This is a genomic window from Niallia sp. FSL W8-0954 (assembly GCF_038005605.1).
GTDB lineage: Bacteria > Bacillota > Bacilli > Bacillales > Cytobacillaceae > Niallia > Niallia circulans_A.
Genome location: NZ_JBBOTN010000001.1, coordinates 4,530,838 through 4,543,239, shown reverse-complemented (window position 1 = coordinate 4,543,239; position 12,402 = coordinate 4,530,838). Strand labels below are relative to the sequence as shown.

The window sequence follows — 12,402 nt, the reverse complement described above, 5'->3', positions numbered from 1 at the left end:
GAATATTGACTACTTTTCTTTATAGAAGAAGATTAATGGAGTTAGGGATTCTATTCTTAGCTCTTCTTGTTGTTGGCAGACTTTCAATAAGTCCTGGAAATATAAGAGTACTTATATTTGCTAGTCTCTTTATCATTACATTAGCCATGTTAGCAATCGTTAGAGAACGTATCATTTTCTTTTTAATTGTCTACTTAGCTTTCATGGGCTTAATTCGAAGGGCACTAATCCCTATTGCAAGCTGGAGCTCATTTGATCCTTTACTAATACTTGGACCAAGCATAACGATTATTTTAGCTCTTTCTTTATTTTGGGAATTGAAAAGTCAACAGAACCTAGGAGAAGAGAAGCCGGATAAATTAATGGTTGCTCTTTTTATTTTTGGTTGTGTACAAATGTTTAATCCATACTCTGGGAGTCCGATATCAGGTTTCGTAGCCGCGATATATATAATTGTTCCTTGGTTATGGTATTTCATTGCATTCTACAAAATTAAGCAAAAGGATATAGTCAGGATTTTAAATATTGTAGAAGTAATCGGTACACTGATTGCACTTTATGGCATCTACCAGACATTCTTTGGAATTCTTCCATTTGAACAAATGTGGGTGGATCTGACGGGGTATGCTGCTTTGTATCTAGCAGAAGATACAGTAAGAGCAATTGGCACATTTCCGAGTGCACAGGAATTTGTTTATTTTACAATGATTACTTTTATGATTGGATTTACAAAGTTGATATATAAAAAAGATCCTTTACTACATCTACCTGTGGTGTTGGTTACCCTATTATCTATCTTCTTCGCTAGTTCAAGAACGATTATTTTTTTTATAGCAATGGCAATTTTTATTGTTTTGATCGTAACGAGAAAAACGTTAATAAGAAAAATTACTACAGGAATCATAAGTATTATAGCTTTTTATATGATCTGGATGACCTTACCCAATTTAAACCCTGCGTGGTTCGGAGTTGCAGAACCAGCTGTTTCCCATATGGTTGAAGGTTTAGTAGATCCTTTATCAGAGGATCAAACCGGTTTAGGGCATATTGAGCGGTTTGTTGATGGTATGAAATCTATTTTTACTAACCCAGTTGGACATGGGATTGCTTCTGTTACAAAGGCTGCTGATAAATCAGCAACAACGGAAGCGATGTCTACTGAGATTGACATATCCAATATGATCGTAGCGATGGGAGTAGGGGGAATTATTTATATGGCTGTGGTTTTTACTACCATTTATAAAGCTCTCTATCTTATAAACAAGAAGAACCATTTGGAATATGCAATATCATTGGCAATTTTTCTCGGAGGATTTGGAACATGGATAAATGGAGGTTTCTATACAGCCACTATTATAACATGGCTCTTAGCGGGTTGGATTCACAGACAATATAGTATTTATCGAGGTGAAGTTAATGCATTTAGTAGTCATTAGTCATGCTTGTGTTACCGATATAAATCAACAAGTATATGCAGAAATCGAAAAGATGGGACATCAAGTTGACTTAATCGTCCCCAGTAATTTTGTTGCACCGGGATTAGCGGATAAACCAATATCAGTGAAAAGGTGGCCTCAATTTAGCGGAAGAATTATGGAAGTTCCTATTTATTTTAATAAAAGTATTCCACTTCACTTTTATAAAAAAAGATTTAAGCATTTCTTTGAAAATTGTAAACCAGATGCTGTATACGTTGCAGAAGAGCCATATTCTCTTAGCTGTTTTCAAGTTTTAAGAAGTGCCTTACCCTATACAAAAGCAATCGGTTTTTATTCCGCACAAAATATAAAAAAAAATTATCCATTTTTATTTCGAAAAATGGAGAAATATGTTTATAAGCATTCTTCTCTTGCGGTTAGCATCAGTGAAGATGTAACAAAGGTATTAAGAGAAAAAGGGTATCAAAATAAGATTTATGAAGTCCCATTAGGCGTAGATGAAGAATATTTCATCGTTTCTCCAGATTTAAGAGTAAAGGCAAGGAAGGAAGTGGACGTTCCTTCTCATGCTTTTGTAATAGGATTTGCTGGACGAATTGTAAAGGAGAAGGGCATAGATCTATTAATTAAGGCATTTAGTTCTGTTTATAAAAGGAAGAATGATATGTACTTATTAATTGTAGGAAGAGGGCCATTATTAGAAACGATGAAACAACTAGCAATAGAATTGGGAGTGAGAGAAAGGGTTAAATTTATAAATGATGCAATCCATACGGAAATGCCAAAATGGTTTAATTGTATGGATGTTCATGTACTTCCCTCCATTACAATATCTAATTGGAGAGAACAATTCGGTAGAGTATTGATTGAAGCAGCAGCATGTGGTGTTCCTTCTATTGGTAGCTCGAGTGGTGAGATTCCATATGTAATGGATAAGCTTGGAATGAAAAGTATATTCAAAGAAGGGGAAATTAGTCAGCTTGCAACTGAAATAATAAAGGCTAGTGAGTATAAAAACGATGCTAATACTATTCGAACATTTACAATTGAAAAATATGGGAATAAAGGTGTTGCAGCTCAATTAATTAATGCATTTGAAGCGATTATTTGAAGGGGGAATAATGTGAAGTTATTGATAATTTCATCTGTAGGTGAACTCGGTGGTGGTGCAGAATCAATGCTTTATGAACTAATCTTTAGCATTAAAGAGGAAATTGAGTTGGAAGTTCTATTTATGAAAGACGGAAAATTAAAGAAAGCTGTAGAGAATTTGAAGATTAGGACACATTATTTAGAAATACCTAGGATGAAAAATGGGGTGGGAGTCCTAATCTGGATGACAAAATATAATCAAGTATTAAAAAAAATAAATCCAAGCATCGTATTAAACTGGATGCCTAAAGCCCATCTGTTTACTGCACTTCCTAATTACTTTGCAAAAAAACCAACATACTGGTGGCAGCATGGGGTTCCCAATCCTCCCAATTTTTTTGATAAAGTCACACCGAAATTACCTGCAAAGAAAATTGGCAGTTCCTCCAACATTGCAAAGTTAGCACAAGAAAAGCTAACTAATAAACCAGTTTTCTGCACTTTTCCAGGCTCAGATGTAGCAAAACATTCTCCGGATTTAAAAAGTAGAAAGGTAATTAGAGAAAAATATGGGATTGATGAAGAGACAATAGTTCTGGGTAATGTTGGGAGGATACAAGGTTGGAAAAGACAAGATATCTTGATAGAGGCTGTTGAGTTATTGATTAAACAAAACAAAAGGGTAAAGCTTTTAATGGTAGGCGGAAATCTTTATAATCTCGATAATGAATATGAAAGAAAGATAAATCAGTTGATTATAGAAAAAGGATTGAGTGAGTATATTATCACTACTGGCAATCAATTAAATGTAGCTCCTTTTTATGACGCAATGGATATATATGTTCATACAGCTAAGGGAGAACCTTTTGGAATAGTGATGGTAGAGGCGATGTTACATGCAAAGCCGGTCGTTGCCATCAAATCCCCTGGTTCAATTGAAATCGTAAAGGATATGGAAACAGGATTATTGGTTAATTCAGACTCTCCTAAAATGGTAACAAACAAGATAGAAGCTCTAATAGAAATGGAGGATTTTCATAGAATGGGTATAAAGGGGAGGGAAAGAGCGATTAGCCTATTTTCCAATAAACAAATGGGACAAAAGATACTTTCGGAGATAATGCTGGATAAAGAAGCTGATATTTATAAAAAGGAAGTGATATAAATGACCAATAGATTATTTATATCTGTAGACTTTCCACCAGAAAAGGGGGGAATTCAAAACTATGTATATGGGCTTGTTTCTCATCTTGATCCTATGAAAACAGTGGTTTTAACTTCTAATAGATTAGGAGAGGACGTCTATAAAGAATTCGATGGCAAACAGTCCTTTCCAACGTATCGAATCGGATTTTCTAACAAGGTGTCCATGGTCAAACAAGTAGTGCAGCTATTTGTTTTATTTTTCTCTATTTGGTCCATTAAAAGAAACCATCATATAAAGGAACTCCATTTCGGAAATATAATGCCGATTGGATTAGTTGGTCCGTTCGCTAGTAAATGGTTAAAGGTAAAATTTTATCCTTATATTCATGGACTTGATTTTCTTGAGTCTAAGACCAATCCATTAAAGTATAAGTTACTAAATTATAGTTTAAAACATGCCACGAAAATAATATGTAATAGCAATTATACGAAAAATGTGCTGATACAATCAGGTATCGATGAAAGTAAGTTAATGGTCATTCATCCAGGAATCCATGCCAATCTTCAATCTAAAAAGTTACATAAAGAAGCAGTAGTAACTAAGTACCAACTCCAGGATAAATTTGTTTTGTTAACAGTTGGTCGACTAGTAGAGCGTAAAGGCCATGATAAAGTACTAGAAGCATTAAAGGAGCTTGTGCAAGATAATCCGAATATTAGATATATTATTTGTGGCAAGGGGCCAGAACGTGAAAAGTTAGAAGCACAGACAAAGAAATTACAATTAGAGAAGTTTGTAATTTTTACAGGGGCCATAGATCAGAACGAATTGGAAGCATTATATGAGGCAGCGGATTTATTTATTATGTTGAATAGGGAATTGAAAGAGCAAGGAGATGTAGAAGGCTACGGAATCGTCTTTTTAGAAGCGGGCATGCATAAATTGCCAGTTATAGGAGGAAACAACGGAGGAGTGCCAGATGCAGTAGTGAATGGAACGACTGGCTACCTAGTAAATGCTACAGATATTCAAGAGGTAGTAAACACGATTCAGATGTTACAGCAAGATAAGCGGCTAATAAAGGAAATAGGGATAAATGGATATAAGTGGGTTAATAGCAATTGTTTATGGTCGAGTAGAGTGAAGCTCTTAGACAACCTAGAGGGATAAAGGAAGGATGGCGAGATGATTGAAATCTGCACTGATTACTGGGATAACTGGTCAAGATGGAGCTTATTTAGCGCAATTGCTATTAAATAAAGGATATAAAGTGTTTGGGTTACTGGCCAGAAGAAGTACAGATACATTATGGAGATTAGAGTATCTGCAAATTAAGGAAGAAGTGGTATTAGTTGACGGAGATATGACAGACCTGTCTTCTTTGATAAGAGCATTACAGTTAGCCAAACCTGATGAAGTATATAATTTAGCAGCGCAAAGCTTTGTTGGGACCTCTTGGGAACAGCCAGTATTAACAGGCAATATCACAGGTATAGGAACAGTGAATATTCTGGAGGCTATAAGGTTAACGAATCCAGGGATAAAATTCTATCAAGCATCAACAAGTGAAATGTTTGGATTAGTGCAGGAGGAGATTCAAACAGAAAAAACACCATTTCACCCTAGGAGCCCTTATGGAGCGGCTAAATTATACGCACACTGGATGACAATTAATTATCGAGAAAGCTATAAAATGCATACTTCTTGTGGCATTCTTTTCAATCATGAGTCGCCATTGAGGGGAATTGAATTCGTCAGCAGAAAAATCACAGATGCTGCGGCAAGAATAAAGATGGGGATACAAAAGGAATTGAGGCTGGGCAATATAGAAGCCAAAAGGGATTGGGGCTATGCAGCAGATTATGTAGAAGCAATGTGGCTGATGCTTCAACAAGAATCAGGAGATGATTACGTTATATCTTCTGGAAGAACAACAACTGTACGCAGACTTTGTGAAATCGCCTTTAGCTATCTTGATTTAAATTATCAAGACTATGTAGTGATAGATCCTCAATACTACCGTCCAGCAGAAGTAGATGTTCTCTTGGGAGATTCATCGAAAGCGAGAAGAAAGTTAAATTGGAGAGCGAAGACAGAGTTAGAGCAGATGGTAAAAGTAATGGTGGATGCGGATGTACAGAGAATAAGGAAAGAACTAAACAGCTATCCTTCTCTTTTTCCTAAATTAGCAAATTTATAGAAAATTAACTTTGAAGTAGTCAAGAACTGCTTCTTTTTTATGTATAAAAATGGCGAAAAGGAGGGGAGCCAGTGAAGCAAGTTGGAAAGATTAAAGTACTGTTCCTAGTACACACGGCAATAATTGGAGGGGGAGAAAGAAGTTTAATTGATATATTGACCTATATCAACAAAGAAAGATTCCAGCCCACATTAGTATGCTTTGAAGACGGTCCACTTGTGGAAAGAGTATCGGAAATTTCTGGTGTGGAGGTTGCTGTCATTCCATTTTCCGAGAAAGTATTGAAGTATAACAGAGATGAAAAAAGCACCTTAAGGTTCTTGTCCATATTCTCTTTATTTGTCCCAATGGTTAGACTTTTTTCTTTCATGTATAAGAATGAGGCAAAGATTGTCTATTCTAACTCAATGAAAGCCCATTTTATTGGACTTGTTGTTGGGAAGCTGGCATTTAAAAAAGTTATTTGGCATGTAAGGGATATTATTGATGGTGGAATAAATAAGAAATTATTTGTTTTGCTGTCAAAGTTTGCGGACGAAATTATATGTATTTCAAAGTCTGTATCCAGTCAATTTGGAAAAACAGAGAAGACAAAAATTGTCTATAACGGAATCCTTCCATTAGAGGAGGTTAGAAGTCGTGAGGGAATTTAAAGTTGCTATTGTGGGTCAGATAGCTAGATGGAAAGGGCAAGACGTGTTCATTAAGGCAGCAAAGCTTTTGCACCCAAAGTACCCCGAGATCAAATTTTTGATAATTGGAGATGTATTGTTTGCGAAAGAAGAAGAACTTCAGTACAAGAATCATTTAATAGAATTAGCAAAGGATTGTAATTATATTCAGTTTCTAGGTCATAGAGAAAACGTTTTGGCATTACTGAAAGATATCGATATCCTAGTGCATGCTTCTACTAGAGCAGAGCCTTTTGGCAGGGTGATTATTGAAGGAATGGCTTCTAGAAAGCCAGTAATCGCAGCTGGGATAGGAGGACCGTTGGAGTTAATTGAGGATGATTTCACAGGTATCTTATATTCACCAGGAGATTACAATCAATTAGCCGAAAAAATAGCGTTGCTTTACAAAAATGAAGAAAAATATAATTATGTTGCGAGAAATGGCTATCACAAGTTCAAAGATAATTTTGATATTAGAAAAACAGTGTCATTAGTAGAAAAGTATATTAATTCTCACATTAGGCAGTAAACAATTATATAAATACATTTGAGGTGTGAAAATGAAAGTAGCTCTAATATCAAGTGCTGATTATGATCCAAATACCGGAGTTTCTGGTACTCGAATAGCTTTTAGAGATGCTCTTAGAGAGTTAGGCGTGCAGGCCGATACGTATTTCATGGATGATTTAAAAAGTTTTTCTGGGGGGCTAACGGATAAGGTTTTATTCCCGTGGAAAGTAGCTTGGAATAAGATGAAATGGAATGATTATGATGTGATAGACGTCGCTTCAGGGGATGGCTGGGTATTATCTTCTATGCGAAATCGTCCTACTACCGTTTTTAGTAGTCACGGATTAGAGCATTTAGCCCATCATGAGCTATTAAAAGAATCAAAGAATGGCCATGTGAATTTAAGTTGGAAATATCCTATATATTGGGGTGGGTTCAGACTTTGGGAAGTAGCTAAGTCTATAAAGATGTCTGATGTGTCTATATTCTTAAATGAAAATGATAAGAAATATGCAATCAACCATTTCAAAGTCAATCCTAAAAGCGTCTATATTGTTCCCAATGGTATACCAGATTACTTTATAGGGAGAGAATTTACTCGGAAAAGGGGTGACAGTAAGTCAATTAAAATAGTACAGATCGGGAGTTACATTCAAAGAAAAGGGATAAAATATACATCAGAAGTAATGAATGAACTACTTCAGAAGTATCCAAATATAGAACTAACTTTTCTGGGAACAGGGTGTAATAGGGAAACGGTCTATCAAGATTACATTCCTGAGGTAAGAAATAGAGTAAAGGTAATGGAAAAATATAAACATAGCGAATTGCCGGAACTACTAGAACATTACCAAATTAATCTTTTTCCTTCTTTATCTGAAGGATTTGGAAAAACATTGATAGAGGCTATGGCTTGTGGTCTGGCGCCAATCACCTTTGAAACACCAGGTCCGTTAGATATTTTGACGAATATGCATGATGGACTTGTGGTGCCGAGGAGGAATAAAGAGTTATTGCGGAATGCTCTTGAAAAGTTAATTAACCAACCGGCATTATTATATGATTTACAAGTGAATGCTTATCATACTGCTCAAAAATATAGTTGGAATCAAGCGGCAAAGCAGAGATTAACAGTATATGAAAATGCAATTGAGGTTAGATGAATATAGGAATAAATGTGGAAAACTATCGTAATAATAGGAGCTATTAGATGAAAAAATTATTTTTATCTAGTTTATCTGTCAATCTATTTATAATGATTATCAATTTAATTACTGGTATATTAAGTGCACGTTATTTAGGAGCATATGGGAGAGGGGAATTGGCAATAGCAACTAGATGGCCGAATTTATTCATCTTGCTTTTTACGTTTGGGTTGCCTGGTGCACTTACTTTCTTAGGAAAGAAAAATAATAAGGAACAAAGCAGCTATTTAAGTGCGTATTTTATACTTAATGCTATTATAGGTCCTGTTGGTTTAATTATCGGCTTTATAGTTTTTCCAATGATAATCTCCAATCAACCCGCTTCTATTATAAATATGGCAAAAATATCATTACTAGCATTACCTTTCGCAATAATGTCACATGGTCTAATAGGAAGTCTACAAGGTATAAATAAGTTTAAGCATGTGATGGCGATTAAATTAATGACGCCATTTGGGATTGTTACAATAATTTTAGTTCTTATTTTTGCTGGTAAATACAATGTCTATAATTTCATTGTTATAACTACTTTATTAAATGTTCTTATTTGTATCATTTCCTTGTTAATGGTTTTAAAGTTTATCAAACCAACATTAAATAACACTTTAAATAAAACAAAAGAATTAACAAAGAGAGGTATTCAAATTTATGGCTATTCCATAACATCTAGTTTTGGTAATCAAATGGATCAGTTGGTGATTTCCTTAGTTCTAAGTCCGTTTATTTTAGGTTTATATACAGTAGCTGTAAGTATTAGAAATATGTTGATATCCCTAATTCATGGAGCAATAAGTGTCTATTTGATGCCTAAATTAATGGATTTAAAGGGTACCGAGAGATATATGAAGGTGGAAAGAATACATGGGACGCTATTTTACGGGACATTCTTTGTATCAATATTCTTAAGTAGTGTGTTGCCTTTAGTGATTCCTTTAATTTATGGAAAAGAGTTTGTAGATTCCATCATTATGGGGGTAATACTCTTAAGCAGTGTCCCTTTTTCGATAGGAAATGCGATATTAGTCAACTTTTTAACAGCTGAAGCTAAGTTTCATAGAATTACCTGCTCGGAGATTTTAGGTATTATAGTGGGGTTAATTGTTACAGTACTTTTATATAGATTTATGGGTGGAGAAGCGGCAGCGTTGGGAGTAGTGAGTAGTTCGATTGCAAAATGGATTGTAAATTTACATGCAAGCTGTAAGATAGGGGTAAACTATAGGTCATTATTCACCCTTTATATAGATTCATATAAATCACTTTTGCAAGTACTATTAAGTGTAATCTATATAAATAAAGTTCAGAAACATAAATCGACAATTAACAAAAATGTATGAGTAAAACTAATAAATTTCTAATAGTTTTTTAGTAGCAAGCATACTGAAGGAGGTCGAATCTTATGAAAACAGCCATCATCCACGACTGGTTAGTAGTCTACAGCGGGGCGGAAAAAGTGCTGGAGGAATTACTTAAACTCTTCCCAGATGCAGATCTATACAGTACGGTCGAACATCTAGAAGCCAAAGACCGGCATTTTATTCAAAATAAACAGGTGAAAACAACATTTATACAAAAGCTTCCTTTTTCGAAGAAGAAGTATCGAAATTATCTTCCTCTTATGCCGTTAGCAATCGAGCAATTGGATCTTTCTAAATACGATTTAATCATCTCCAGTTCTCATGCAGTTGCAAAGGGAGTGATAACAGGTCCGGATCAGCTGCATATTTCTTACGTATATTCACCAATACGCTATGCCTGGGATTTGCAGCATCAATATTTAAGGGAATCGGGTCTTGAAAAGGGAATGAAAAGCTGGATAACAAGGTTCATTCTGCACTATGTTCGAAACTGGGATTATCGAACAGCAAATGGTGTGGATTTTTTTATGTGCGTATCTGACTTTATTGGGCGGAGAATTTGGAAGACGTATCGGAGGGAAGCCAAGACAGTATATCCTCCAGTAGATGTATCTGCGTTCACGTTAAGAGATGAGAAAGAAGATTTTTATTTAACCGCATCACGGATGGTACCGTACAAGAAGATAGATACCATTGTAGAATCTTTTTCTTTATTGCCAGACAAGAAACTAGTTGTCATAGGAGATGGTCCAGACTTTAAGAAAATTAAAGCAAAAGCTGGACCAAATGTTATGTTGATGGGGTACCAGCCTTTTGAAGTATTAAAGGACTTTATGCAGCGTGCGAAAGGCTTTATTTTTGCTGCCGAAGAGGATTTTGGCATTGCTCCATTAGAAGCGCAAGCATGTGGAACACCTGTTATTGCATACGGGAAAGGCGGGTCTCGGGAGACAGTTAGAGGATACAATGAATCTACCAGTCCAACAGGGCTCTTTTTTTATGAACAAAATGTGGAAGCAATTGCGGCAGCTGTCCAAAAGTTTGAGCATATCCAGATAGATTCAATTAATTGCCGAAATCACTCCTTATATTTTTCGAATGAACGTTTTCAAAAAGAATTTAAAGCGTTTATTGATACCAAAATCAATGAATGGAGAATAGAAAAAGCTTTAGCAAGTGAAAAGGAGGGAACTTCTGAACACTGGCTGCATAAGAGAAAGAAGGCATGATAAAAAGGAGGCATTCCTATGAAAACAGCAATTATCCATGATTGGCTGGTAGTTTATAATGGGGCAGAAAAAGTACTAGAGGAGATACTCAAGATTTATCCAGATGCAGACCTTTACAGTACAGTCGATTACTTAGATGAGAAAGATCGGCATTTTATTCAACATAAGAAAGTGAACACGACTTTTATTCAAAAGCTTCCTTTTTCGAAAAGGAAGTACCGTGCGTATCTTCCCTTAATGCCATTAGCCATTGAACAATTAGATTTATCTAAATATGATCTCATTATCTCTAGCTCCTATGCTGTAGCAAAAGGGGTCATAACTGGACCAGATCAGCTGCATATTTCTTATGTTCATTCTCCTATTCGCTATGCTTGGGATCTTCAGCACCAATATTTAAAAGAAGCAGGGATGGATAAAGGAATAAAAGGATATTTAACTAGATTTCTACTGCACCAAATTCGTAATTGGGATTATCGAACAGCAAATGGTGTAGATTTTTTTATGTCTAATTCTGATTTTATCGGAAGAAGAATCTGGAAGGTTTATAAAAGAGAATCCCAAACAGTATATCCGCCCGTGGATATCTCTAAATTTAGCTTTTATCCAGACAAAGAGGATTTCTACCTTACTGCTTCCAGGATGGTTCCTTACAAGAAAATAGATACAATAGTTGAAGCATTTTCTCTGATGCCAGATAAGAAATTAATCGTAATTGGCGACGGTCCGGATTTTAAAAAAATTAAGGCGAAAGCAGGTTCAAATGTTCACTTGATGGGCTATCAATCCTTTCAAGTGTTAAAAGACCATATGCAGCGAGCAAAAGGTTTTATCTTTGCAGCGGAAGAAGACTTTGGCATAACCCCTCTAGAAGCACAGGCTTGTGGTACGCCAGTCATTGCTTATGGAAAAGGGGGGTCCTTAGAAACGGTCAAAGGATACAATGAATCGCTTCATCCAACGGGGTATTTCTTCTATGACCAAACTCCAGAAGCGATAAGAAGGGCTGTGGAGCAATTCGAACGATTACCATTCAATCCAGTCCATTGTCGAGAGCATGCTTTGAATTTCTCTCCGGAACGGTTTCGTACAGAATTCAAACAGTTTATAGAGGAAAAAATAGCGCTCAAACAGCAAATTTGGGAAAAGGCAACGAAAATCAATGTAGTAAAATCTTATATCATTTCAGACGTTCACTGGACAAAGAAACAATCAATCAGTTAGGAGCGATGATGATGTTATTAAATGAGGAGTTAGTGAGAGATTGTTTTTATCAAGTTAATAAAGAAAATACATGTAAAGAATTAAATAGCCAAATGTATATATGGAATGAGCAAAATAATACGTATTACAAGATTGGAGAAATAGGGACTGTGATATGGGAATATTGCAAGTATCCGATAAGTGAGCAGCAAATCGTAGCAATGTTAATGGAGGACTATGAAGTTTCAAAAGAAGAATGTGAGCATCAAGTAGAATATTTTTTAGCAGAATTATTAGCAGATAATTTACTAATAAAGGTAGATTTAAAAGCATGTTTAGAGTGAT

12 protein-coding genes are annotated in these 12,402 nt (G+C 35.5%); all 12 read left to right on the top strand.

The genetic code is table 11. From position 1 onward, the window contains the following. The first annotated feature begins 5 nt into the window (after positions 1 to 5). The 12 genes from NX902_RS22185 (at position 6) to NX902_RS22130 (ending at position 12,401) form a co-directional block, all read left to right on the top strand. Positions 6 to 1,436: a hypothetical protein gene (locus tag NX902_RS22185; RefSeq protein ID WP_144547097.1), complete on the top strand. Its 1,431-nt coding sequence runs from the start codon at positions 6 to 8 to the stop codon at positions 1,434 to 1,436. Beyond that, on the top strand, positions 1,417 to 2,550 hold the full coding sequence (locus NX902_RS22180) for a glycosyltransferase (protein WP_163186338.1): 1,134 nt from the start codon (positions 1,417 to 1,419) through the stop codon (positions 2,548 to 2,550). Before NX902_RS22185 ends, NX902_RS22180 begins: the two co-directional genes overlap by 20 nt. Before the next feature lie 12 nt (positions 2,551 to 2,562). Then, positions 2,563 to 3,696: a glycosyltransferase gene (locus NX902_RS22175; RefSeq protein WP_144547093.1), complete on the top strand. Its 1,134-nt coding sequence runs from the start codon at positions 2,563 to 2,565 to the stop codon at positions 3,694 to 3,696. After that, positions 3,697 to 4,848: a glycosyltransferase family 4 protein gene (locus tag NX902_RS22170; RefSeq protein WP_303982442.1), complete on the top strand. Its 1,152-nt coding sequence runs from the start codon at positions 3,697 to 3,699 to the stop codon at positions 4,846 to 4,848. Positions 4,849 to 4,867: 19 nt separating this feature from the next. Beyond that, positions 4,868 to 5,878: a GDP-mannose 4,6-dehydratase gene (gmd, locus tag NX902_RS22165; RefSeq protein WP_144547089.1), complete on the top strand. Its 1,011-nt coding sequence runs from the start codon at positions 4,868 to 4,870 to the stop codon at positions 5,876 to 5,878. A 71-nt stretch (positions 5,879 to 5,949) separates the two neighbouring features. Further along, entirely contained in the window at positions 5,950 to 6,531 is a 582-nt protein-coding gene (locus NX902_RS22160; protein ID WP_095332634.1) for a hypothetical protein, read from the top strand. After that, positions 6,518 to 7,081, top strand: coding sequence for a glycosyltransferase family 4 protein (locus NX902_RS22155; RefSeq protein ID WP_095332636.1), 564 nt, complete (start codon positions 6,518 to 6,520; stop codon positions 7,079 to 7,081). The genes NX902_RS22160 and NX902_RS22155 overlap by 14 nt, the downstream gene beginning before the upstream one ends. A gap of 31 nt (positions 7,082 to 7,112) precedes the next feature. Continuing rightward, positions 7,113 to 8,225 carry a glycosyltransferase gene (locus tag NX902_RS22150; protein WP_163186332.1) on the top strand — a complete coding sequence of 371 codons (1,113 nt, stop codon included), beginning with the start codon at positions 7,113 to 7,115 and terminating at the stop codon, positions 8,223 to 8,225. Between the two features lie 47 nt (positions 8,226 to 8,272). Further along, positions 8,273 to 9,604 (top strand): oligosaccharide flippase family protein, encoded by a 1,332-nt coding sequence (locus NX902_RS22145; RefSeq protein WP_123260352.1) that lies wholly within the window; start codon positions 8,273 to 8,275, stop codon positions 9,602 to 9,604. 62 nt (positions 9,605 to 9,666) lie between these two features. After that, positions 9,667 to 10,854 carry a glycosyltransferase gene (locus tag NX902_RS22140; protein ID WP_163186329.1) on the top strand — a complete coding sequence of 396 codons (1,188 nt, stop codon included), beginning with the start codon at positions 9,667 to 9,669 and terminating at the stop codon, positions 10,852 to 10,854. A gap of 18 nt (positions 10,855 to 10,872) precedes the next feature. Next, the gene (locus NX902_RS22135) at positions 10,873 to 12,078 is read left to right on the top strand and encodes a glycosyltransferase family 4 protein (RefSeq protein ID WP_341161021.1); all 1,206 of its coding nucleotides are present in this window, start codon (positions 10,873 to 10,875) and stop codon (positions 12,076 to 12,078) included. Positions 12,079 to 12,089: 11 nt separating this feature from the next. After that, entirely contained in the window at positions 12,090 to 12,401 is a 312-nt protein-coding gene (locus NX902_RS22130; protein ID WP_341161020.1) for a PqqD family peptide modification chaperone, read from the top strand. The last annotated feature ends 1 nt before the right edge of the window (position 12,402 follow it).

Bases quoted from the DNA above. Each gene is read 5' to 3' on its own strand.
- NX902_RS22150 (WP_163186332.1), top strand. From the start codon at position 7,113: ATGAAAGTAGCTCTAATATCAAGTGCTGATTATGATCCAAATACCGGA.
- NX902_RS22180 (WP_163186338.1), top strand. From the start codon at position 1,417: ATGCATTTAGTAGTCATTAGTCATGCTTGTGTTACCGATATAAATCAA.
- NX902_RS22140 (WP_163186329.1), top strand. From the start codon at position 9,667: ATGAAAACAGCCATCATCCACGACTGGTTAGTAGTCTACAGCGGGGCG.
- NX902_RS22135 (WP_341161021.1), top strand. From the start codon at position 10,873: ATGAAAACAGCAATTATCCATGATTGGCTGGTAGTTTATAATGGGGCA.
- NX902_RS22130 (WP_341161020.1), top strand. From the start codon at position 12,090: ATGTTATTAAATGAGGAGTTAGTGAGAGATTGTTTTTATCAAGTTAAT.
- NX902_RS22145 (WP_123260352.1), top strand. From the start codon at position 8,273: ATGAAAAAATTATTTTTATCTAGTTTATCTGTCAATCTATTTATAATG.
- NX902_RS22170 (WP_303982442.1), top strand. From the start codon at position 3,697: ATGACCAATAGATTATTTATATCTGTAGACTTTCCACCAGAAAAGGGG.